This window comes from Curtobacterium sp. PhB128, from assembly GCF_004340725.1.
In the GTDB taxonomy this organism is placed as follows: Bacteria; Actinomycetota; Actinomycetes; order Actinomycetales; family Microbacteriaceae; genus Curtobacterium.
Window position 1 is genome coordinate 397,062 of sequence record NZ_SLUR01000002.1, and the last position, 22,270, is coordinate 419,331.

At 70.7% G+C, this 22,270-nt stretch carries 23 protein-coding genes; 17 read left to right on the plus strand and 6 right to left on the minus strand.

Translation table 11 applies throughout. The annotated features are described in order from the left end of the window. The first annotated feature begins 4 nt into the window (after positions 1-4). The 4 genes from EDF23_RS06025 to tsaE are packed head-to-tail and all read left to right on the plus strand — an operon-like array spanning position 5 to position 3,151. On the plus strand, positions 5-379 hold the full coding sequence (locus tag EDF23_RS06025) for a holo-ACP synthase (protein ID WP_123293157.1): 375 nt from the start codon (positions 5-7) through the stop codon (positions 377-379). Beyond that, a complete protein-coding gene (alr, locus tag EDF23_RS06030; protein ID WP_131921071.1) occupies positions 376-1,479 on the plus strand; it encodes an alanine racemase in 1,104 nt (367 codons plus the stop codon). Before EDF23_RS06025 ends, alr (EDF23_RS06030) begins: the two co-directional genes overlap by 4 nt. Next, positions 1,476-2,642, plus strand: a complete 1,167-nt coding sequence (gene alr, locus EDF23_RS06035; protein WP_165901023.1) for an alanine racemase — start codon at positions 1,476-1,478, stop codon at positions 2,640-2,642. The genes alr (EDF23_RS06030) and alr (EDF23_RS06035) overlap by 4 nt, the downstream gene beginning before the upstream one ends. After that, on the plus strand, positions 2,639-3,151 hold the full coding sequence (tsaE, locus tag EDF23_RS06040) for a tRNA (adenosine(37)-N6)-threonylcarbamoyltransferase complex ATPase subunit type 1 TsaE (protein ID WP_243648824.1): 513 nt from the start codon (positions 2,639-2,641) through the stop codon (positions 3,149-3,151). Before alr (EDF23_RS06035) ends, tsaE begins: the two co-directional genes overlap by 4 nt. 51 nt (positions 3,152-3,202) lie before the next feature. On the opposite strand, the gene EDF23_RS06045 is transcribed toward tsaE, so the two are convergent. Continuing rightward, entirely contained in the window at positions 3,203-3,607 is a 405-nt protein-coding gene (locus EDF23_RS06045; RefSeq protein ID WP_131877644.1) for a DUF5615 family PIN-like protein, read from the minus strand. Continuing rightward, positions 3,604-3,831, minus strand: a complete 228-nt coding sequence (locus EDF23_RS06050) for a type II toxin-antitoxin system VapB family antitoxin (protein WP_123936950.1) — start codon at positions 3,829-3,831, stop codon at positions 3,604-3,606. The genes EDF23_RS06045 and EDF23_RS06050 overlap by 4 nt, the downstream gene beginning before the upstream one ends. Positions 3,832-3,996: 165 nt before the next feature. Here EDF23_RS06050 and EDF23_RS06055 point away from each other — a divergent pair, with 165 nt between their 5' ends. The 6 genes from EDF23_RS06055 (at position 3,997) to EDF23_RS19715 (ending at position 11,178) form a co-directional block, all read left to right on the plus strand. Then, positions 3,997-5,430, plus strand: a complete 1,434-nt coding sequence (locus EDF23_RS06055) for a 3' terminal RNA ribose 2'-O-methyltransferase Hen1 (RefSeq protein WP_131921073.1) — start codon at positions 3,997-3,999, stop codon at positions 5,428-5,430. Continuing rightward, complete coding sequence (locus EDF23_RS06060) at positions 5,427-8,051, plus strand: polynucleotide kinase-phosphatase (RefSeq protein ID WP_131921075.1); 2,625 nt, start codon at positions 5,427-5,429, stop codon at positions 8,049-8,051. Before EDF23_RS06055 ends, EDF23_RS06060 begins: the two co-directional genes overlap by 4 nt. Before the next feature lie 20 nt (positions 8,052-8,071). Further along, on the plus strand, positions 8,072-8,707 hold the full coding sequence (gene tsaB / locus EDF23_RS06065; protein ID WP_123936947.1) for a tRNA (adenosine(37)-N6)-threonylcarbamoyltransferase complex dimerization subunit type 1 TsaB: 636 nt from the start codon (positions 8,072-8,074) through the stop codon (positions 8,705-8,707). Beyond that, positions 8,704-9,267 carry a ribosomal protein S18-alanine N-acetyltransferase gene (rimI, locus tag EDF23_RS06070; RefSeq protein ID WP_207895447.1) on the plus strand — a complete coding sequence of 188 codons (564 nt, stop codon included), beginning with the start codon at positions 8,704-8,706 and terminating at the stop codon, positions 9,265-9,267. The genes tsaB and rimI overlap by 4 nt, the downstream gene beginning before the upstream one ends. Beyond that, on the plus strand, positions 9,254-10,309 hold the full coding sequence (tsaD, locus tag EDF23_RS06075; protein WP_111083431.1) for a tRNA (adenosine(37)-N6)-threonylcarbamoyltransferase complex transferase subunit TsaD: 1,056 nt from the start codon (positions 9,254-9,256) through the stop codon (positions 10,307-10,309). The genes rimI and tsaD overlap by 14 nt, the downstream gene beginning before the upstream one ends. Before the next feature lie 89 nt (positions 10,310-10,398). Then, positions 10,399-11,178, plus strand: a complete 780-nt coding sequence (locus EDF23_RS19715) for a DUF4190 domain-containing protein (protein WP_131921077.1) — start codon at positions 10,399-10,401, stop codon at positions 11,176-11,178. On the opposite strand, the gene EDF23_RS06085 is transcribed toward EDF23_RS19715, so the two are convergent. Further along, complete coding sequence (locus EDF23_RS06085; RefSeq protein ID WP_131921079.1) at positions 11,171-12,361, minus strand: class I SAM-dependent methyltransferase; 1,191 nt, start codon at positions 12,359-12,361, stop codon at positions 11,171-11,173. The two genes, EDF23_RS19715 and EDF23_RS06085, sit on opposite strands and share 8 nt — an antisense overlap. A gap of 160 nt (positions 12,362-12,521) precedes the next feature. On the opposite strand from EDF23_RS06085, the gene groES reads away from it, so the two are divergent. Together groES and rarD are read left to right on the plus strand one after the other, a co-directional pair. Further along, complete coding sequence (gene groES, locus EDF23_RS06090; RefSeq protein WP_131921081.1) at positions 12,522-12,821, plus strand: co-chaperone GroES; 300 nt, start codon at positions 12,522-12,524, stop codon at positions 12,819-12,821. A 152-nt stretch (positions 12,822-12,973) separates the two neighbouring features. Then, positions 12,974-13,936, plus strand: coding sequence for an EamA family transporter RarD (rarD, locus tag EDF23_RS06095; protein WP_185094108.1), 963 nt, complete (start codon positions 12,974-12,976; stop codon positions 13,934-13,936). A gap of 106 nt (positions 13,937-14,042) precedes the next feature. On the opposite strand, the gene EDF23_RS06100 is transcribed toward rarD, so the two are convergent. From EDF23_RS06100 to guaB, 3 genes are all read right to left on the minus strand, one after another. Then, positions 14,043-15,374 carry an ABC transporter substrate-binding protein gene (locus EDF23_RS06100; protein ID WP_123936943.1) on the minus strand — a complete coding sequence of 444 codons (1,332 nt, stop codon included), beginning with the start codon at positions 15,372-15,374 and terminating at the stop codon, positions 14,043-14,045. Positions 15,375-15,565: 191 nt separating this feature from the next. Continuing rightward, on the minus strand, positions 15,566-15,949 hold the full coding sequence (locus tag EDF23_RS06105) for a VOC family protein (RefSeq protein WP_123293171.1): 384 nt from the start codon (positions 15,947-15,949) through the stop codon (positions 15,566-15,568). Positions 15,950-16,023: 74 nt separating this feature from the next. Further along, positions 16,024-17,526, minus strand: a complete 1,503-nt coding sequence (gene guaB / locus EDF23_RS06110) for an IMP dehydrogenase (RefSeq protein WP_123293173.1) — start codon at positions 17,524-17,526, stop codon at positions 16,024-16,026. Positions 17,527-17,768: 242 nt separating this feature from the next. Between guaB and EDF23_RS06115 the strand changes: the two genes are divergently transcribed. The 5 genes from EDF23_RS06115 (at position 17,769) to EDF23_RS06135 (ending at position 22,253) form a co-directional block, all read left to right on the plus strand. Continuing rightward, positions 17,769-19,163 carry a branched-chain amino acid ABC transporter permease gene (locus EDF23_RS06115; protein ID WP_235035783.1) on the plus strand — a complete coding sequence of 465 codons (1,395 nt, stop codon included), beginning with the start codon at positions 17,769-17,771 and terminating at the stop codon, positions 19,161-19,163. Positions 19,164-19,175: 12 nt separating this feature from the next. Then, positions 19,176-20,162: a branched-chain amino acid ABC transporter permease gene (locus tag EDF23_RS06120; RefSeq protein ID WP_123293176.1), complete on the plus strand. Its 987-nt coding sequence runs from the start codon at positions 19,176-19,178 to the stop codon at positions 20,160-20,162. Next, the gene (locus tag EDF23_RS06125; protein ID WP_123293178.1) at positions 20,155-21,057 is read left to right on the plus strand and encodes an ABC transporter ATP-binding protein; all 903 of its coding nucleotides are present in this window, start codon (positions 20,155-20,157) and stop codon (positions 21,055-21,057) included. The genes EDF23_RS06120 and EDF23_RS06125 overlap by 8 nt, the downstream gene beginning before the upstream one ends. Then, positions 21,054-21,872, plus strand: coding sequence for an ABC transporter ATP-binding protein (locus tag EDF23_RS06130; protein ID WP_123293180.1), 819 nt, complete (start codon positions 21,054-21,056; stop codon positions 21,870-21,872). Before EDF23_RS06125 ends, EDF23_RS06130 begins: the two co-directional genes overlap by 4 nt. A gap of 189 nt (positions 21,873-22,061) precedes the next feature. Then, a complete protein-coding gene (locus tag EDF23_RS06135; RefSeq protein ID WP_123936942.1) occupies positions 22,062-22,253 on the plus strand; it encodes a hypothetical protein in 192 nt (63 codons plus the stop codon). Positions 22,254-22,270: the final 17 nt, after the last annotated feature.

Genomic DNA, 22,270 nt, shown 5'->3' on the forward strand with positions numbered 1-22,270 from the left:
CACGATGATCATCGGCATCGGGGTCGACGTGGTGGACCTGGAGCGGTTCGAACGGGTGCTGTCGCGCACGCCGGCGATGCGTGCGCGGTTGTTCACCCCGGCCGAGCAGGTCCGCGACGGCGAACAACGGCCGATCGCGTCGCTCGCTGCGCGGTTCGCGGCCAAGGAGGCCCTGATCAAGGCGTTCGGCTCCAGTGCGGGGCTCAGCTGGCAGGACCTCGAGGTCGTGTCGGACGACCAGCGCAACCCGTCGCTGACGCTGCACCAACAGGCGCGACAGGTGGCGGATGCGCGTGGCGTGACGAGCGTGCACCTGTCGCTCTCGCATGATGGAGGGATCGCGACCGCGTTCGTGGTCCTGGAGGGAACAACGAAGTGAGTGCGTTCACCGGCATCACGGTCGATCGTGAAGCGCTGATCGAGAACTACGCGACGATCGCCGAGCAGGTCGCACCGGCCGGCGTCATCGCGGTCGTGAAGGCCAACGCCTACGGCCACGGCGCGCTCGACGCCGCACGGGCCTTCGTCGACGCCGGTGCCGAGTGGGTCGGCGTCGCGGACATCGACGAGGCCGTCGCGCTCCGTCAGGGCGGCATCGACGAGGACGTCCGGATCCTCGCGTGGTTGCACGCCCCCGACGAGGACTTCCGCCGGGCAGCGCAGTACGACATCACCCCGGCGGTGTCGAGCGTCGAGCAGTTGTCCGCCGCTGCCGACTCCGAGGTCGGCGCCGTGCACATCTGCGTCGACACCGGCCTGAGCCGCAACGGTGCGGTCGAGTCCGAGTGGACCGAACTCTTCGCGACCGCCGGGGCCCTCGCCCGTGGTGGCAACCGCACCCGTGTCGAGGGGCTGATGTCGCACCTGTCGAACGCGTCGCGGACGGACGACCTCGACCAGGACGCCGCACTGCAGCGCGCGCTCGACGGCCTCGCCGCCAACGGCATCGTGCCCGACCTGGTGCACCTCGCCGCGAGCGCCGCGAGCATCGCCGTGCCGGAGACGCGCCGCGACCTGTCCCGCGTCGGACTCGCCCTGTACGGCCTGAGCCCGTTCACCGACCGCACGTCGGCCGACCTCGGCCTCCGCCCCGCGATGCGTGTGACCGCTGCCGTGCTCCGCACCGTCGACGTCCGCGCCGGCGAGGGCGTGTCCTACGGCTACACCTGGCGGGCGTCGACCGACACCCGCCTCGCCGTCATCGGCCTCGGGTACGCCGACGGCTTCGACCGCGACTTCGGCAACCGGGTCTCGGTCCGCATCGGCGACCGCACGTTCCCGGTGGTCGGCCGGGTCGCGATGAACGCCATGCACGTGGACATCGGCGACGCCGACGTCAGCGTCGGCGACGAAGCCGTGCTCTGGGGCGACCCAGCGAACGGCGACCCCGCGGTCGAGGACTGGGCCGCCGCGATCGGCACCATCAACTACGAGGTGGTCGCCCGGGTCGGCCACAGCGTGCACCGGAGGACGACGTGAGCTCCGCACCCCTGCGCCAGGCACGGATCGACCTGGACGCCTACCGCGCGAACCTCGACCTGGTCCGCGAGTGGATGGACCCCGTCGCGGTCATGGCGATCATGAAGGCCGACGCCTACGGCCACGGTCTGGAGCCGATCGCGCTCGCCGCGGTGGACGCCGGCATCCGCTGGATCGGGGTGCTCACGGTCCCCGCGGCCCTGCGTCTGCGGTCGATCGGTGTCGGTGAGGACGTCCACCTCTTCACCTGGCAGCACGATCCCGCCCTGGACTTCCGCGACGCCATCGACTCCGCCGTCGACCTCGGTGTCTCGAACGTGCCGGAGCTGCAGCGCGTCATCGACGCCGTCGACCAGCGACCCGCGCGCGTGCACCTCGGCTTCGACTCCGGGCTGCACCGCGACGGAGCGACCCCGGCGGCCTGGCCAGCGCTCGCGTCGCTCGCGCTGGACGCCCAGCGCGCCGGCCGCATCGAGGTCGTCGCGGCGTACACGCACCTGGCGGAGTCCTCGGACCAGGACGACGCCGACGCCGTGGCGCTCTTCGACGCCGCCGTGGAGCAGGCCGACGACCTCGGGCTCGACCTCCCGATGGAGCACGTCGCCGCCTCGCTCGCCGGGTTGGAGCGCAAGGAGTTCCGCAAGGACATGGTCCGGATGGGCGCCAACCTGTTCGGCATCCCCGGCGCGGACGGTGTCTCGGCGGCCGACCTCGGGCTCGAACCCGTGATGACCCTGACGGCGTCGGTCGCGAAGACCAAGCGGGTGCCCGTCGACACCGGCGTCTCGTACGACTACACGTACCGCACCGCCTCGGAGACCACCCTCGCGCTCGTGCCCGTCGGGTACGCGGACGGCGTCCCCCGTCTGGCGCAGGGCCGCATCGAGGTCGCGATCGGCGGCAAGCGCTACCCGGTCGCCGGCCGTGTGGCCATGGACCAGTTCCTGGTCGACGTCGGCGACGACGACGTCCGCACCGGCGACACCGTGACCCTGTTCGGCACCGGCGAGCACGACGAGATGACCGTCCTCGACTGGGGCCGTGCGCTCGGCACCATCGGCGAGGAGATCGTCTGCCGCATCGGGCCCCGCGTGCCACGGTTCTACGAGGGCCACGACATCGAGGGACACGTCGGGGAGTACCTGCGGGGCGACCAGTCGTGACCGGCCCCGCTCGGGTCCTGCTGGACACCGCCGTCGACGGCACCGATGCGATGGGCGAGCTCGGGGCGCGGTTGGCCGCGGTCCTGCGTGCCGGGGACCTGGTCGTGCTGACCGGGCCGCTCGGCGCCGGCAAGACGACGCTGACCCGTGGCCTCGGTGCCGCCCTCGGCGCGCGTGGCCAGGTGTCGAGCCCGACCTTCGTCCTCGCCCGGACACACCCCACCACCGCCGGCCCGGACCTGGTGCACGTCGACGCGTACCGGCTGTCCGACCCCGTCGAGCTCGACGACCTCGACCTCGACTGGGAGGCGTCGATCGTCGTGGTCGAGTGGGGCCGCGGCATGGTCGACGGCATCAGCGACAGCGTGCTCGACGTCGAGATCACCCGTGCCACCGGTGCCGACGCCTCGGGCACCACCGAGGCCGACGACCCCGACGACGTCCCCGACGAACCCCGCCGCGTCGTCGTCAGCGCGACCGGCCCACGCTGGGCGGGCGTTTCGCTCTGACCCTGCGGCCCATCGGCCTCACGACGTCGAACCGCAACGGCGGCGGCGTGTTCAGCCCTCGGGGACGTACTCGTGGCGGAAGCGGGGGACGACCGCAGCGATGTGCTCGAAGTCCTTGTCAGCAGCGAGCACGGTGGCGTCGTTGGCGATCGCGTACGCGGCGATCTGGGTGTCCGTGACTCCAGCGCCGCGGACGTACCCGCCCGCCCAGAGCGCCGCTTGCACCGCGAGCACGTCATCGGTGGTCGGGTGCTCCTCGGCAGACAGGTACAACGCCATGTCGGCCTGGAACTCGACGTGCTCGGCCGCAGTCCGAGCTGAGAAGCAGTACTCGAGGACCTGCGGTGGGCAGGTCAGGATGAGGTCGCGCGTCGAGATTGCTCGGAGACGGCCCGCGATCCCGGGGGACCGCCCGGCCTTCCACCACACCGAGTTGTCGACGATGTACGCGCTCACAGCCCGGCGGGGGTGTGCGGAGCTGTGTAGTGCACCGTGCTGGCAGCGATCTGCTCGTCGGTGAACTGCCGCTCGATGACCCGTTCCACCGCGGCGGGCTGACGTCGGATCGCGATGAGGGTCTGCAGTGCTCGGGTGACGACGTCGCGGTTGCTGCGCGCGCCGGTGAGTTCCTTGGCGAGGCTGAGCACGTCGGGATCGAGATCGATGGTGGTGACGGTCATGGCGGACCTCCTTCGCGGCTGCGTCCGAATATACATCGCTCTATATAGAGACGCGAGTGATGGGACGGCCCGCTGGTTCCACCGACCGCCGGAAGCCTCGTAAGCTCGTCCTCCGGTCCACCACCGGCTGGCGAGATCGCCGGAGGACGACCGACGGAGGACCGCGTGCTCGTGACGCTCTCGACCCGGGGCGAGGCTGCCCCGGACTTCTCCCACCTGCTGCACAAGCACCCCGGCCGAGCGCAGGCCTTCGACCTGAGCGTCGGGACGGCGCACGTGTTCTACCCCGCGGACAAGCCTGCGGTGTGCACCGTGGCGCTGCTGCTCGAGGTCGACTCGATCGCCCTTGCCCGGAGCAAGCGCTACGGTGCCGACACCCAGGCGCTGTCCCGCTACGTCAACGACAGACCGTACGTGTCGACGTCCATGCTGGCCCTGGCGATCGGGCAAGTGTTCCGCAGCGCGATGGCCGGCTCGAGCGAGTCCCGCCCGGAGCGGGCCGCTGCACCGATGGAGCTCGACATCACGCTGACGAGCGTGCCGAGCGAGGTCGACGAGCACGGTGTCGGGCTGGCGACCCGGCTCTTCGCGCCCCTGGGATGGGACGTCGACGAGGTCCGGCGTCCGCTCGACGAGACCCGTCCGGAGTGGGGTGACGCGGCGACCGTGGGGCTGCGGTTGCGGGGGAGCGTCCGCCTGTCCGACGCCCTCCGGCAGCTCACCGTCCTGCTGCCGGTCCTCGATGACGCGAAGCACTACTGGGTGGGTGACGACGAGGTTGGCAAGCTCCTGCGCCGCGGCGAGGGCTGGCTCGCCGAGCACCCGCTGCAGGACCTCATCACCACCCGGTCCCTCGCGCACCAGCGTTCCCTGGTGGCCGATGCGACCACCCGGTTGACCGGGTCCGAGGAGGACGCGACGACCGGGCCGGTCGCCGAGACCGAGACGACGACCGCGACGAAGACCGAGACCGAGACCCCGCTGTACCGCCGCCGCGCCGAAGCCGTGCTCACGGCCCTCGCCGACACCGGTGCCCGGACGGTCGCGGACGTCGGCTGCGGCGAAGGTGCGTTGCTCCGGCACCTCGTTGCCGACCGCACGTTCACCACGATCATCGGCACCGACGTCGCCCCGCGCGAGCTCGAACGCGCCGAGCGACGGCTGCACCTCGACGAGGCCGGTGACGCGCAGCGTGCCAGGGTCCGCCTGCTGCAGTCGTCGGTGACCTACTCGGACGACCGCCTGGCGGGGTTGGACGCGATCGTCCTGATGGAGGTCGTCGAGCACGTCGATCCCGAACGGCTGCCGGCGCTCGAGACCTCGGTCTTCGCAGCCGCCCGACCCCGCGCCGCAGTCATCACGACGCCGAACGCTGAACACAACGTCCGGTTCGAACGCCTCGCCGCCGGACGCTTCCGGCACCCCGACCACCGGTTCGAGTGGACGCGTGCGGAGTTCCGGTCGTGGGCCACGGCGGTCGGCGACCGGCACGGCTACACGGTCGAGTTCCGCCCGATCGGCGACGACGACCTCGAGGTCGGCCCACCCACCCAGCTCGCCCTGTTCCGCCGCCTCGACGGCTCGGAGACCCGCGCATGAACGCCCACGACGACCGCAACGACCGCGACCGCGCCCTGACGATCCCGGAGATGTCCCTGGTGCTCCTCGTCGGCACGAGCGGTTCCGGCAAGTCCACGTTCGCCGCGCAGCACTTCGGCCGGTACGAGACCCTGTCGAGCGACGTGTTCCGCGGCCTCGTCTCGAACGACGAGAACGACCAGGCGGCGACCCCGGCGGCGTTCGCGGCCCTCAAGCACGTCGCCGCGCAGCGTCTCCGCGACGGCCTGCTCACCGTGGTCGACGCGACGAACGTCCAACCGGAGGCCCGCCGCGACTTCGTCCGGCTCGCCCGCGACCACGACGTCCTGCCGGTCGCGATCGTCCTCGACGTCCCGGAGCCCGTGTGCGTCGCGCGGAACGCCGCCAGGACCGATCGTGACTTCGGCGCCGATGTGGTGCGCCGCCAGCAGGGGCAGCTCCGACGCGGGCTGAAGGGCCTGAACAAGGAGGGGTTCCGCCGGGTGCACGTGCTCCGTGGCGAGGACGCGATCGCGGCGGCGACGATCGTCCGGCAGCCGCTGCTCAACGACCGGCGCGACGAGCACGGCCCCTTCGACGTCATCGGCGACGTGCACGGCTGCCGGTCGGAGCTCGAGGCGTTGCTCGGTCGGCTCGGCTGGACGCTGCTCCGTGACGAGGCGGGCCGCCCCGTCGACGCCGTGCACCCGGATGGCCGACGGGCGCTGTTCCTCGGCGACCTCGTCGACCGTGGACCGGACAGCCCCGGCGTCCTCCGGCTGGTGATGGGCATGGTGCGGAACGGGCACGCGCTCGCGGTGCCGGGGAACCACGAGGACAAGCTCGTCCGCGCGCTCGACGGCCGCAAGGTCCAGACCTCGCACGGTCTCGCCGAGACGCTCGCGCAGCTCGCGGCCGAGTCCGAGGACTTCCGCGCCGAGGTCCGGGAGTTCTGCCGCGGACTCGTCGGGCACCTCGTGCTCGACGACGGTGCGCTCGTGGTCGCGCACGCCGGCATGCTGGAGCAGTACCAGGGCCGGGCGTCCGGTCGGGTGCGCTCGTTCGCGCTGTACGGCGACACGACCGGTGAGAGTGACGAGTACGGGTTGCCCGTGCGGCTGCCGTGGGCGGATTCGTACCGGGGTTCGGCGATGGTGCTCTACGGGCACACCCCGACGGTGGACGCCGAGTGGATCAACGGCACGATGTGCCTCGACACCGGCTGCGTGTTCGGCGGGAAGCTCTCGGCGCTCCGGTACCCGGAGCGCGAGCTCGTGCAGGTGGACGCGGAACGCGTCCACTACGAGGCGGCCAAGCCGCTCGAGCCGTTGCGTGGCCCGACCGAGTCCGGTCCGACGACGAGCGCGACGGACGGGAGGCCCGGTGCGGCCCCGTCACCACGTCGCGTCCCCGGCGTGCTCCCGATCGAGGACGTGACCGGCCGGCAGATCGTCGAGACCCGGCATCACGGGCGGGTCGGCATCCGTGCGGAGCACGCCGCCGGCGCCCTCGAGGTGATGAGCCGGTTCGCCATCGACCCACGCTGGCTGCCGTACCTGCCGCCGACGATGAGTCCCGTTGCGACGTCCGCGCTCCCTGACCACCTGGAGCACCCCGCCGAGGCGTTCACGTACTACCGCGACCAGGGCGTGCAGTCGGTGCGGATGGAGGAGAAGCACATGGGCTCACGGGCCACCGTGCTGCTCGCCAGAGACCCGTCGCGCTTCGACGCTCCCGTCGGCTGGAACGGTGTCGCGCACACCCGCACCGGCCGGTCGTTCTTCGACGCGGCGACGACCACGACGTTCGCCGGACGGTTGTCCGAGGCGTTCGAGCGGGCCGGACTGTGGGCGGAACTCGACTCGGACTGGGTGCTGCTCGACGGCGAGGTGCTGCCGTGGGCGGTGAAGGCCGAGGGGATGATCCGCGATTGGTACGCCGAGGTCGGTGCCGCAGCCGCTGGGGCGTTCCCGACCGCCGTCGCCGCGCTCGAGTCCGCACGGGACGCCGGTGTCGACGTCGCCGACCTGCTCGACCGGACCCGCCGACGTGCGGCCGCTGCGGACGCCTACACGGCGTCCTACCGGCGGTACGCGACGCCGTCGACCGGCATCGACGAAGTCCGGTTCGCGCCGTTCCAAGTCCTCGCGGCCGAGGGGCGGACGTTCGCCGACCGACCGCACGGCTGGCACCTCGACGTGTCCGAGCGGTTGGCGGCGGCGGCGGCTCCCGACGTGGTCCGGGCCACCCGCTCGGCCCTCGTCGACGTCACCGACGATGCCAGCCGCGCCGCCGCGACTGACTGGTGGCAGGCGATCACGGAGGCCGGCGGCGAGGGCGCGGTCGTCAAGCCCGAGGCGAACCTGGTCCGCGGGCCGAAGGGACTCGTCCAACCCGGGGTGAAGGTCCGCGGCCGCGAGTACCTGCGGATCATCTACGGGCCGGAGTACAGCGAAGCCGAGAACCTCGCTCGGCTGCGCGACCGCGACCTGCGGCACAAGCGGTCGATGGCGCTGCGCGAGTACGCCCTGGGGCTGGAGTCCCTGGAACGCTTCGTGGCCGGCGAGCCGCTGTGGCGGGTGCACCAGTCGGTGTTCGGGGTCCTGGCGATGGAGTCCGAGGCCGTCGACCCGCGCCTGTGACGCGCGCCTACGATGGACGGGTGCTCCTCGCCATCGACACCTCCGCCGGAACCTCCGTGGCCGTCGTCGACCCGGCCACCGGCAAGCCCCTCGCCACCCGCGACACCGAGGACAGTCGCCGGCACGCCGAGGTGATCGGCCCGTTCCTGGCCGAGGTGCTCGCCGAGGCCGGCATCACCGGCGCGGACGTCACGGGCGTGGTCGCCGGCATGGGCCCCGGCCCGTTCACCGGTCTGCGCGTCGGCATCGCCGCCGCCCGAACCTTCGCCGCCGCCGTCGGCGTGCCCGTCCTGCCGCTCGTCAGCCACGACGCGGTCGCGGCCGACGAGCGCGACGGCCGACGGGACGGACCGTTCGTCGTCCTGACGGACGCCCGCCGGCGCGAGGTCTACTGGAGCGCGTACGACCAGACCGGCACGCGTGTTGCGGGTCCGGGTCTCGCCAGGCCGGCCGATCTCGACGAGGCGATCCGTGCCTCCCGGCCCGAAGCGGTGGGCTGGGACCGCGTGACGGCCCTGTCCATCCCTGCCTGGAGGCTCGGATCACTCGCCGCGGACCGCCTGCGGTCCGGCGCGGGGTTCGACCAGGACACCCCCCTCTACCTGCGGGAACCCGACGTCACGGTGCCGGGTGCGCCGAAGCGGGTGAAGCAGTGACGGTGCCGGACGGGCTCCGCCTGCGGCGGGCGCACCCGCAGGACCTCGACGACATCATGTGGCTCGAGCACGTCTCGTTCCCGGCGGACGCCTGGTCGGCGTCGCAGATGTCGGGCGAGCTGTACTCGCCGCACGGGTACTACGTCGTCGTCGAGACCGTCGACGAATCGGCAGCGCCGTCGGTCGTCGGGTACGCCGGACTGTCCTCGCTGGCGGGCAACCCGGTCGCTGACGTGCAGACCATCGCGGTCGCAGCCGAGCAGCGCGGCAAGGGACTCGGGCGGGTGCTGTTCACGGAACTCCTCGACGAGGCCCGTCGCCGCGGTGTGCGCGAGGTGTTCCTCGAGGTCCGCGCCGACAACCCCGTCGCGCAGTCGATGTACACGGCGTTCGGGTTCGAGCACATCGCGACCCGGCCCCGGTACTACCAGCCGGACGGCGTCGACGCGTGGGTGATGCGGGCGGAGCTGCCGGTCGCAGCAGACGCGACGCCGTCGTCGTCGCCGTCGCCGTCGACCGTCGGACCGATCGGACAGGAGGCGCTCGATGAGCGTGGCTGAACCACTGGTGCTCGGCATCGAGACGAGCTGCGACGAGACGGGCGTGGGCATCGTGCGGGGGAGCACCCTGCTCGCGAACGTCATCGCGTCGAGCATGGACGAGCACGCCCGGTACGGCGGCGTCGTGCCCGAGGTCGCCGCGCGGGCCCACCTCGAGGCGATGACCCCGACGCTGCACGAGGCACTCGAGCGGGCCGGGGTCACCCTCGACGAACTCGACGCCGTCGCGGTCACCGCCGGGCCGGGGCTGGCGGGCGCGCTCATGGTCGGGGTCGGTGCCGCGAAGGCGCTCGCCGTCGCCACCGGCAAGCCCCTGTACGGCGTGAACCACCTGGTCGGGCACGTCGGCGCCGACGTCCTGCGCACGGACGGCAGCGACATCGAGCTGCCGACGATCGCGCTGCTGGTGTCCGGCGGGCACACCTCGCTGCTGCTCGTGAAGGACCTGGTCGGCGACGTCGAACTGCTCGGCGAGACCATCGACGACGCCGCGGGTGAAGCGTTCGACAAGGTCGCACGGCTGCTCGGCCTGCCGTACCCCGGCGGGCCGCAGATCGACCGCGCCGCGGCGGACGGCGACCCGAAGGCCATCCGGTTCCCCCGCGGCCTGACGTTGCCGAAGGACCTGGCCGCGCACCGGTACGACTTCTCGTTCTCCGGGCTGAAGACCGCCGTCGCCCGCTGGGTCGAGCGCTGCCGCGACGAAGGCCGCGAGGTGCCCGTGGCCGACGTCGCCGCGAGCTTCCGCGAAGCCGTCGTCGACGTCCTGCTGACCAAGGCCCTGAACGCGTGCCGCGACACCGGCGTGGATCGGCTCCTGCTCGGTGGCGGTGTGGTCGCGAACGCTCGGCTGCGGCAGGTCGCCGAGGAGCGGTGCGCCGCCGCGGGGGTGCAGCTGCGGATCCCGCCGTTCGACCTGTGCACGGACAACGGCGCCATGATCGCGGCCGTCGGCGCACGCCTGGTCGCCGAGGGGCACGCGCCGAGCGACCTCGGGATCGCGGCCGACTCGACGTTGCCGGTGACGACCGTCCAGGTCTGAACCGTCCGGGCTCCGACCGGTCGGCCCTCGGGTGCCTGTGGGAGGATTCACGTGGCGTCGGAGAGACCGGGCGCCGAGAGGGGTTGACGGTGTCCGATCAGAACGAGTGGCCGAAGCCGGGCGAGACGACGCCGGGCGGCACGACCGGCGGGCAGCCCGAGGGGACGCCCGCTCCGGATGCACCGCAGGCCCCCGACGCACCCCAGGCCCCGTCGGCTCCCGAGCAGCCGCAGCAGTCCAACCCGTACGGGCAGCAGCAGCCGTCGAACCCGTACGCGGCACCGCAACAGCCGAACCCGTACGGTCAGCCGCAGCAGTCCAACCCGTACGGCCAGCCGCAGCCGTCGAACCCGTACGCGGCTCCGCAGCAGCCGCAGCAGCCGCAGAACCCGTACTCGGCACCGCAGGCGCCGCAGGACCCGTACGGCGCCGCCCAGAACCCGTACGGCCAGCAGAACCCGTACGCGCAGCAGCAGGGCGGCCAGAACCCCTACGCGCAGCCGCAGCAGCAGCCGTACGTGCCCGCGGGTGCCTACGGTCCGACGGGGTACCAGCCCTACGCGCAGCGCCCGAAGACGAACACGCTGGCGATCCTGTCGATCGTGTTCGGTCTCGCCGCCGTCCCGATGTGGTTCATCGCGATCCTGCTCGGCCCCGCCGGCGCGATCCTCGGCCACGTCGCGCTCGGCAAGATCAAGCAGAACGGTGAGGCCGGCCGAGCGCTCGCCCTGACCGGCATCATCGCCGGCTGGGTGATGACCGGCGTCTGGCTGATCTGGATCGCCTTCATCATCTTCCTCGGCGTGATCGGCCAGAGCTCGTACTCCGACTACGGCTACGACTCGGGGACCGGCGCGTTCCTCAGCTGAGCCGCTCGCACAGGATCGCGGTGTGCCGGCCCTCCAGCCGGGTGAGCACGAGGGTCACACGACCGGTCCCGCGTAGCCGCAGGCGCTTGCGGAACTGCGCCGGGTCGACGTCGACGCCGCGCTTCTTGATCTCGACGGTGCCGATGCCGTCGTCGGCGAGCCGCGCTGCCAGCCGCTTGACGTCGAGCGGCATGGTGTCGAGCACCCGGAAGCCCTGGGCGAAGGGCGTCGACACGGCACGGTCCGAGGTGACGTACGCGATCCCGTCGGAGAGCATGTGACCGTCCAGGGTGCGGGCGAGGTCGCCGATGAGTCGTGCGCGGATGACGGCGCCGTCCGGCTCGTACAGGTAGGCCCCGAGCGGCCCCACCTCGGCGTCCTCGGAGTCTGCCGGGCCGGTCATCTCGGCGATGCCGTGTGCACCGATCACCGTGGCGGCACGGCGGATCCCCGGCCGGGCGAGGGGCCCGAACCACAGCGCGAGCTCGACGACCTCGCGGTCGACGGACGTCCACTGCGCCTCGGCGGTGTCCGGGATCAGGTCGCGGTCGATCCCCGGCCCGAGCTTCACGCCGGTCGGCGTCGTCGTCGCGGTGGCGAACACGGTGTCCAACGAGGGTGACCAGTCGTCCGGGTCGGCCAGCCGGCGGGTGTCGGAGTGGCCGGAGGTCCGACGTGCGGGGTCCATCCAGATGCCGTCGACGCGGGAGGCGTCGAGCGAGGCCGCGTCGCCCAGTTCGACCCGGGCGTTCGGCCAGACCGCGAGGTTGTGCGTGGCGACCGCCGCGGTGACCTCGTCACGGTCGACCGCCGTGACGTCGAGGTCGAGGGCCGCCATCGCCATCGCGTCGCCGCCGATCCCGCACCCGAGGTCGGCGACCCGGGTCAGCCCGGCAGCGGCGAAACGCCCGGCGTGCTGGGCGGCGACCTGCAGCCGGGTGGCCTGCTCGAGTCCGGCCTCGGTGAAGAGCATGCGTCCGGCGAAGTCGCCGAACTTGCCACGGGCCTTCTGCCGGAGCTTGGCCTGGGTCAGGACCGCCGCGACGAGCTGCGGGTCGTGCCCCTCGGCTCGGAGCCGCGACACCACCCGGACGATCTCGCCGCCGTCCGAGACGCCGGGGGTTCGGTCGAGCAGGGCCATCCCGTCGGGGGTCAGCAGTGCGGCGAGTTCGGCGGCTTCCATGTCCCGATCCTCCCAGGTGCTGGATGTTCCCCTGATGTGCTGGCACTCGGATTGACCGAGTGCCAGTGGCCCCCTAGAGTTGGCGTTGGCACTCTCCTGTGCGTAGTGCCAACCCGGTTTTCATCTGTACCGAGTCCGTACCGAGAAAGAAGAGGTCACCGTGGCCGTCAGCATCAAGCCGCTCGAGGATCGCATCGTCATCCGCCAGGTCGAGGCGGAGCAGACCACTGCATCCGGTCTGGTCATCCCCGACACCGCGAAGGAGAAGCCCCAGGAGGGCGAGGTCGTCGCCGTGGGTCCGGGTCGCATCGATAACAATGGCAACCGTGTCCCGGTCGACGTATCGGTTGGGGACACCGTCATTTACCAGAAGTTCGGTGGAACGGAAGTTAAGTACTCGGGTGAAGAGTTCTTGATTCTCAGCGTCACCCGCGACGTGCTCGCGGTCGTGGAGCGCTAGTCTCTCGACTCCTCGGACGCCCCGTTCGGCCTGTCGGCCGGCGGGGCGTTCGTGCGTCTGCGGGCTTCCGGCGGGTCCGTCGCGTGCACGTGCTCCGACCGGGAGGCCCGTGGCACGCCCGGCCCGTCGGTGGCCGTTCCTAGGATGGTTCCGTGAGTGAACCGAGTCCCGCGCGACCCGTCCGCAGCGAGGCATCCGTCGGCGTGGTGCAGGCGATCATCGCGTACGGGCTCTGGGGCCTCATGCCCCTGCTCTTCGCGGCGATGGCCCCGGCCGGCGCGTTCGAGATCGTCGCCTGGCGGATCGTCTTCGGGCTGGTGTTCTGCGCGGTCGCGATCGCCGTCACCCGCTCGTGGCTCCGGACCCGCACCCTGATGGCGCAGCGCCGGGTGATGGCCGTGATGGGGCTCGCCGCGGTCCTCATCCTGGTGAACTGGACCGTGTACGTCCTGGCGACCACGACCGGCCACACGGTCGAGGCCGCCCTCGGGTACTTCATCAACCCGCTCGTGACGATCGCGCTCGGCGTCGTCGTGCTCCGCGAACGCCTGCGGCCGGCGCAGTGGGCCGCGGTCGGCATCAGCGTCGTGGCGGTCGTCGTGATCGCCGTCGGCTACGGCCAGGTGCCGTGGATCTCGCTCGTGCTGGCGTGCTCGTTCGGCCTGTACGGCCTGGTGAAGAAGCGGGTCGGCGGCACGGTCGACGCGCTGAGTGGTCTGACGATCGAGACCGTGTGGCTGCTGCCGATCGCGGTCGTGGCGCTGGTCGTGCTCGGCGCGACGGGGCTCGGCGGCGGCGTGACGTTCACGAGCGAGGGCTGGGTGCACGTCCTCGTGACGGTGCTCACGGGTCCGGCGACGGCGGTCCCGCTCCTGCTGTTCGCCTCGTCGGCGCGGCGGGTGAGCCTGTCGACCCTCGGGCTGACGCAGTACCTCGCGCCCGTGATGCAGTTGCTCGTCGGTGTCGTGGTGCAGCACGAAGCGATGCCGCCCGCGCGCTGGTTCGGCTTCGGCATCGTGTGGTTGGCGCTCGTGGTGCTGACGGCGGACTCGTTCGTCGCCGCGCGGGCGTCCCGTCGCCGAGCGCTCGCACCTGCTCCGGCCGAGCCCGCCTGACGGACGCACCCCGGGCCTCCCGTCCGCCCGTCCCACACGCGAAAGCGACAGTTCCCTGCGGATGATCCGCAGGGAACTGTCGCTTTCGTGAGGTGGAGCCGGTGCCCTACTTCTTGACCGCGCCCTGGATGGCGCTCTGGTAGACGGGCTTGTTGTCGCCGTCGAACTTGTAGATGCCGATGTAGGCGCTCGACGGGTCGTTGTTGTCGTCGAACGGACCGATGCCGGACGGGCCGGTGTAGTGGATGTCCTTGCCGTCGTCGAGGAGCGCGACGCACTCCTTGAACGTGGCGCACTCGGTGCCGCCGTCCGCTCCGGAGACCGCGGCCATGTTGGCCTGGATCGTGCCCGAGTCGGTGCCCTTGCCCTTCACCGCAGCGAGCGCGGCGAGGACGGTGGCGTCGTAGGACTCCGCCGCGTACGAGTAGTCGGCGAGCGTCTTGTTCGACGAGTCCTTGTAGAAGGCGGACAGCTGCTTCTTGAAGTCGTCCTTCGGCGAGGCACCGGGGATGGTGCCCTGGGCGCCGGTCAGGGTGCCCTTGTCGAAGTCCTTCGAGTAGTCGGCCGTGTTGCCGTCGGACATGTAGATCTTCGCCGTGTTCCCCTGCGAGACGAGCTCCGGGATGATCGACTTCGTCTCGTCGAAGGCCAGGACGACGATCGCGTCCGGCTTGGCTGCGAGTGCGGCCGTCACCTCGGACGAGAACGTGGTCTGACCGGGCGGGAACTCCTGGCCCTCGCCCTTGCCGCCGTAGACGACCTGGCCACCGGAGGCCTCGACCGCGGACTGCACCGAGTTGCGGAGGCCCGTGCCGTAGGTGTCGTTGAAGACGAGGAACGCGACCTTGGCGTTGCCGTCACCGGTCACGAGCTGACCGAGTGCCGAACCCTGCACCGAGTCCGGCGGAGCGGTCCGGTAGTAGTACGACGAGTAGCCGGACAGGTCGCTCGCGGTGTTCGCGGGCGAGATCTCGACGATGCAGTTGCTGGTGAGCTGGTCGATGACGTTGAGCGTGACCGACGAGGACTCGGCACCGATCGCGACCGGGACCTTCGCGTTCACGAGCTTCGTCGCGGCCGAGCTCGACACGGTCATGTCGTTGCTGTCGCCCGAGTCCGTCGCCGGGTCGATGGTGACGTCCTTGTCGAGGACGCCGCCCGCGGCGTTGATGTCCTTCACCGCGAGGCCGACGCCGGACTCGGCCGGCGGGTTCAGGTACGCCAGCGAACCGGTGAGCGGCAGGATCGTGCCGATCTTCAGCGCATCGGTGCTGGGGGTGTCGGGGGCCTTGCAACTGGCGGCGGGGTCCTTCTTCGCATCGCTCGACGCCGAGCTGGAAGGGGAGTCGCCGCTGCTGGTGGTGGAACACGCGGCGAGCAGGACGGCTGCTGCGCCTGCCAACGCCAGTGCCGTGGTGGCACGGGTGGTTCTGATCATCCGTGGAGCCCTTTCTCTGCGCGGAGGCCGTGCCGCTTCGGGTCGAACGCGGCGCCTCCACTGGATGTCGAGAAACGTAGGGTCCCGGTGTTTCGCCCGTGTGACGGGGCGGTACGGAAAGTGTTTCGTTACCGAGCCGTGATCGTTTCTGTGCGGAGGATCAGGGATCGGCGAGCCGCGCAGCCCGCGCGTCAGCCGTCGAGTTCAGCCACGGAACGCAGCACGCAGAACTCGTTGCCCTCCGGATCGGCGAACACCACCCACCCACCGTCGTCGTGTCGCAGGTCCGCGAGTTCGGTCGCACCGATGCCCCGCAGCCGCTCCACCTCGGCATCGCGCGTGCGGTCGGTGGGACGCAGGTCGAAGTGGATCCGGTTCTTCACGGACTTCGCCTCGGGCACCTGGATGAACAGCACCTGGTGCGAGCCGTCGGGAGCGGTGATCATGCACTCCTCGTGCCCGGGGCCGTTCGGGTCGTCGGCGATGTCGACGTAGCCGAGGACCTGCTTCCACCACTCCGACAGAGCGAAGGCGTCACGGCAGTCGATCGTGGTGTGGGAGACGGCGCTGACCATGCCGTGACACTACTGCCGGCAGACGACGAACGCCCCGCTCCGGTGGGGAGCGGGGCGTTCGGGGTGCAGTCGGCTCAGCTGCGGTAGTTCGGTGCCTCGACGACCATCTGGACGTCGTGCGGGTGCGACTCCTTGAGCCCGGCAGCCGTGATGCGGACGAACTTGCCGCGGGCCTTGAGCTCCGGGATCGTGCGGCCGCCGACGTAGAACATCGACTGCCGGAGTCCACCGGTGAGCTGGTACACGACGTTGCCGACCGAGCCGCGGTAGGGCACCTGGCCCTCGATGCCCTCGGGGATCAGCTTGTCGTCGTTGGGGACGTCCGCCTGGAAGTAGCGGTCCTTCGAGTACGAGGTCTTCTTGCCGCGGGTCTGCAGTGCGCCCAGGGAGCCCATCCCGCGGTACGCCTTGAACTGCTTGCCGCCCACGAAGACCAGGTCGCCGGGGGACTCGTCCGTGCCGGCCAGCAGCGAACCGAGCATGACGGTGTCGGCACCGGCCACCAGGGCCTTGGCGATGTCGCCCGAGTACTGCAGGCCACCGTCGGCGATGATCGGCACGCCGGCCTCGCGCGCGGCGAGGGACGCCTCGTACACGGCGGTGACCTGCGGGACGCCGACGCCGGCGACGACGCGGGTGGTGCAGATCGAGCCGGGTCCGACGCCCACCTTGACGGCGTCGACACCGGCGTCGATGAGCGCCTGCGCACCGGCACGCGTCGCGACGTTGCCGCCGATGACGTCGATGTCCGCGAAGGACGGGTCGGCCTTGAGGCGGCGCACCATGTCGAGCACGCCTTCGCTCTCGCCGTTGGCGGTGTCGACCACGAGCACGTCGACGCCCGCGTCACGCAGGGCCTCGGCACGCTGCCAGGCGTCGCCGAAGAAGCCGATCGCGGCACCGACGCGCAGTCGGCCCTCGTCGTCCTTGGTGGCGTCCGGGTACTGCTCGCTCTTGTCGAAGTCCTTGACGGTGATGAGGCCGCGGAGCTTGCCCTCGGCGTCCACCAGCGGGAGCTTCTCGATCTTGTGCTGCGCGAAGATCGCGATGGCTTCTTCGGGGTCGATGCCCTCCATCGCGGTGATCAGCGGCGCCTTGGTCATGACGTCGCGCACGAAGGTGGTCGACTGCTCGAACGTCGCCACGAACCGCATGTCGCGGTTGGTGATGATGCCGACGAGGGTGCCGTCCGCTTCGACCACGGGCAGGCCGGAGACCCGGAACTGTCCGCAGATCGCGTCGACCTCGGCCACGGTGGCGTCCGGGGTGGTGGTCACCGGGTTGGTGATCATGCCCGACTCGGAGCGCTTGACCTTGTCGACGTAGGCCGCCTGGTCCTCGATGGAGAGGTTGCGGTGGAGGATCCCGATGCCACCCTGCCGCGCCATGGCGATGGCCATGCGGGCTTCGGTGACGGTGTCCATCGCTGCGGAGAGCAGCGGGACGTTGACGGAGATCCGCCTGGTGAGCCGGGACGCGGTGGACGCCTCGCTCGGGATGACGTCGGTGTGCCCCGGCAGGAGCATGACGTCGTCGTACGTGAGTCCGATGAATCCGAACGGATCCGGCTGGTCCATGGGTCCCCTTCGTGGGCGAGTGAAGTGGTCGAGACACCGAGAACGCAACGGCGGGTTCCGGATAGGACATGGTAACGCGCGTGGGCCGTCCCGCTATTCCGCGTTCCGCCTGGGAGAACGGATCGCGGCTCTCCTCCACACAGGTCACGGTTGCGCGACGACTCACAGCGGGAACGAGTTGGAAACACGGGTGTCACACAATCCCCATAGCGTCACTCGACATCCGAACGAGAGGCTCTTCCGTGGGATCCATCACTCCTCCGGGACGGGCGCAGCCGCGCCTGTTCCGCCTCCGCCAGGCCCGGCGACGACCGGTCCTGGCGGCCGTGCTCGTCGCCGCGTTCCTGGCGACCTTCCTGATCGACTGGGCGGTCACACTGCCGGCCTTCAGTGCCACGTCGGCACCGGCGACCAGTCAGGCCTGCACCGTCAGCCCGACGAACGGGTGCATCCAGGGCACGATCACCGACTCCGAGCGGGAACCGGCCGACGACGTCGACGTCGACGTCGCCGGGCCCGGCGGCTTCGCCGAGACCGCCACCACGAACGCCGACGGCCGCTGGTCGGTCAGCGTCGACGAGGCCGGCGAGTACACCGTGAGCGTCGACCAGGACACCCTGCCGAAGGGCCAGTACCTGACGAACGCGGCGGACGCGGAACGCAAGGTCCAGGCGACCCTGAACGCCAACGTCGGGCAGATCTTCCAGCTGTCCGACCAGAAGGGCGCCACCACCACGACGGACTCGTCGAGCGTCAGCCCGCAGCGGGCCTGGCAGCAGTTCGCCTCGGGGATCCGCCTCGGCCTGCTCATCGCGCTGGCGTCGATCGGCCTCTCGCTCATCTACGGCACGACGGGGCTGTCGAGCTTCTCGCACGGCGAGCAGGTCACCCTCGGCGGGCTGCTGGCCTACGTGTTCGCGAACCAGCTCGGCTGGAACATCTGGGTGACCGGCATCGTCGTCACGCTGCTGTGCGCGGCGACCGGGTACCTGCAGGACGCCGGGATCTGGCGGCCACTGCGGCGCAAGCGGATCAGCCTCACGCAGCTCATGATCGTGACGATCGGTCTGTCGATCGCCGCCCAGTACGCGTTCCAGTACTTCTTCGGCGCCGCGACCGTCCGGATCCAGCAGGGCAACCCCGAGACCGTCCGGTTCGCCGGGGTCACGCTCACGGTGCAGTCCTACGTGGCGATGGGCATCGCGCTGGTCGTCCTGATCGCCACCGGCCTGTTCCTGGCGAAGACCCGCTTCGGCCGGGCCACCCGCGCGGTGTCGGACAACCCGGCGCTCGCCGCCGCGTCCGGCATCGACGTCGACCGGGTCATCCGGTTCGTGTGGACGCTCGCCGCCGGTCTCGCCGGCCTGTCCGGCGTGATGCTCGGCCTGGTGCTGAACGGCGTGAACTGGCAGACCGGCCTGCAGCTGCTCCTGCTCATGTTCGCCTCGGTGACCCTGGGTGGTCTCGGGACGGCCTACGGCGCGCTGGTCGGATCGATGATCATCGGCGTCGTCGTCGAGCTCACGAACCTCGTGCTCCCCGGTGACTTCAAGTACGCCACCGCCCTCGTCATCCTCATCCTCATCCTGCTGTTCCGGCCGCAGGGCATCTTCGGCCGCGCCGAGCGGGTCGGCTAAGGGAGCACGCGCATGGACTACATCCTCAACCTGCTGTCCTCGCTCACCCAGGAGGCCCTCGCCCCGACCACGGCGGCGTTCGCCCTGGCAGCCATCGGACTGAACGTGCACTTCGGCCTGACCGGGCTCGTGAACATGGGGCAGGCGGCGTTCCTGCTGCTCGGCGCCTACGGCTTCGCGATCTCGATCACGAACGGGCTGCCGTTCGTGATGGCCGTGCTCATCGCCCTGCTCGTCGCCATCGTGTTCGCGATCATCCTCGGCGTCCCGACGTTGCGACTGCGCGGCGACTACCTGGCGATCGTGACGATCTCCGGCGCCGAGATCATCCGCATGGTCGGCCGCTCCAGCCTGCTGACCACGACGACGGGTGGCTCCAACGGCATCACCGGATCGAGCTACCGCGACCCGTTCACCGCCCTGAGCCCGCTGCCGGACGGCACCACGACCATCCTCTGGTTCACCTACGCGAACAACGGCGTCAACGGCTGGTGGATCCGCATCGCCGCCTGGGCCCTCGTCGCGCTGTTCACCTTCGTGCTCTTCCTGCTCATGCGCAGCCCCTGGGGCCGTGTCCTGAAGGCGATCCGCGAGGACGAGGACGCCGTCCGCTCCCTCGGCAAGAACGTCTACTCGTACAAGATGCAGGCGCTCGTCTTCGGTGGTGCGCTCGGAGCGCTGGCGGGGATCATCTACGTCCTGCCGAGTTCGGTGCAACCGGACGCCATGGGCCGCTCGATGACGTTCTTCATCTGGACGGCACTCATCCTCGGCGGTGCCGCGACGGTGTTCGGACCGGTGCTCGGCGCGGTGCTGTTCTTCGTCGTCCGGCTCTTCATCCGCACCCTGGCCGGCGACTTCATCCCCGACTCGATCATGAACGCCCAGCAGGCCGAGCAGTTCTCGTACGTGCTCGTCGGCGTCGCGCTCATGCTCCTGATCGTGTTCCGACCACAGGGCCTGCTCGGCAACAAGAAGGAGCTGACGTTCAGTGTCTGAGACCTACGGCTACACGAAGGCCGACCCGATCCTCACGGTCGACGGCGTCACCCGGCACTTCGGCGGCATGACCGCCGTGGACGTCGACCACCTCGAGGTCCAGCGCGGCTCCATCACGGCCCTGATCGGCCCGAACGGCGCCGGCAAGACGACCTTCTTCAACCTGCTGACCGGCTTCGACAAGCCCAGCCCCGGCGCCCGGACGCAGTTCAACGGCGCCACGCTGCAGAAGACCAGCGCGACCCACATCGCCAACCGAGGCATGGTCCGCACCTTCCAGCTGACGAAGGCGTTGTCGCGGCTCACCGTGATGCAGAACATGCTGCTCGGCGCCCGCGACCAGCCCGGCGAGAACTTCTTCGCCGCGCTGATCAAGCCGGTGTGGGCGAAGCGCGAGCGGGAGATCACCGCGAAAGCCGAGGACCTCCTCGCCCGCTTCAAGCTCGACGACAAGGCGGACGACTACGCCGGGTCGCTGTCCGGCGGCCAGCGGAAGCTCCTCGAGATGGCCAGGGCGCTGATGTCCGACCCGACGATGATCATGCTCGACGAGCCGATGGCGGGCGTGAACCCCGCGCTGACGCAGTCGCTGCTCGGGCACATCCAGTCCCTTCGCGACGACGGCATGACCGTGCTGTTCGTCGAGCACGACATGCACATGGTCCGGCACATCTCGGACTGGGTGGTCGTGATGGCCGAGGGCAAGGTCGTCGCCGAGGGGCCGGCGGACACCGTGATGGACGACCAGGCGGTCATCGACGCGTACCTGGGCGCGCACCACGACACCGACCTGGGTGACGACTCGCTCCTCACCGAGGAGACCTTCGAGGAACTGGCGGAGGAAGTCGCGGAAGAAGACGCGGCGGACGCAGCAGCAGAGGAGAAGACCCGATGACGGACGCAGTCGACCCCACGAACGCGAGCAGCGCCTCCAGTCCGGAAGCGCCGAAGGCGAGCACCGCCACGCTGGAACGCGAGCCGGTGCTGAGCGCGAAGAACCTCGTCGCCGGCTACCTGCCGGGGGTGAACATCCTGAACGGCTGCGACCTGGACTGCTACCCCGGTGAGCTGATCGGGATCATCGGGCCGAACGGTGCGGGCAAGTCCACGCTGCTCAAGGCCCTGTTCGGTCTCGTGTCGATCCGCGAGGGGTCGGTCACGCTGCAGGGTGAGGACATCACGAACCTCAAGGCGAACAAGCTCGTGCAGGCCGGCGTCGGCTTCGTCCCGCAGACGAACAACGTGTTCCCGTCGCTGTCCATCGAGGAGAACCTGCAGATGGGGCTGTACCTGCGGCCCCGCAAGTTCGCCGAGCGCCTCGAGGTCATCTACGACCTGTTCCCCGTGCTCGCGCAGCGCCGCGGTCAGCGGGCGGGGTCCCTGTCCGGCGGCGAGCGGCAGTCGGTCGCCATGGCACGTGCGCTGATGATGGACCCGAAGGTGCTGCTGCTCGACGAGCCGAGTGCCGGGCTGTCCCCGGTGCGCCAGGACGAGACGTTCCTGCGGACCCGCCGGATCAACAAGGCCGGTGTGTCGATCGTCATGGTGGAGCAGAACGCGCGACGCTGTCTGCAGATCTGCGATCGTGGGTACGTGCTCGACCAGGGGAGGAACGCGTACTCGGGCACGGGGAAGGAACTCGCGGACGACCCGAAGGTCATCGAGCTGTACCTCGGGACGCTCGCCAAGGACGTCGACGCGGGGCGCTAGCGCGCTGTGTCGACTGCGGGTACCGCTGTGGGGGTGGTATCCGCGACGGGTGGGGCCGTGCGTGGTCGCTTCGCGCCGCACGGCCCCGCTCCTGCATGCGGTCGTCTGTTGGCCCACCCCGGGGCGTGGCCGGCTCCGGTTCTGACGGGAGGCCCGCCCCGCGTCCGCCGGGTCGGTATCGTTCCGCAGGTGCAGAGACTGTCGGCGGGTGCGATGGACGCCCTGGTGTGGGTGGTCTTCATCGCGCTGTTCGTCGGTGCGGCGCTGCTCGTGAAGGTGGCGGCTGCGCTCCTGGTCGTGCTCGTGGTGCTCGCGCTCCTGCTCGGCTTCGTGCTGCGGGTGCTCCGCAAGCGACGCCGGACCCCGCGCCGCCCCCGCTGACCGCGCCCCGCCGTCCG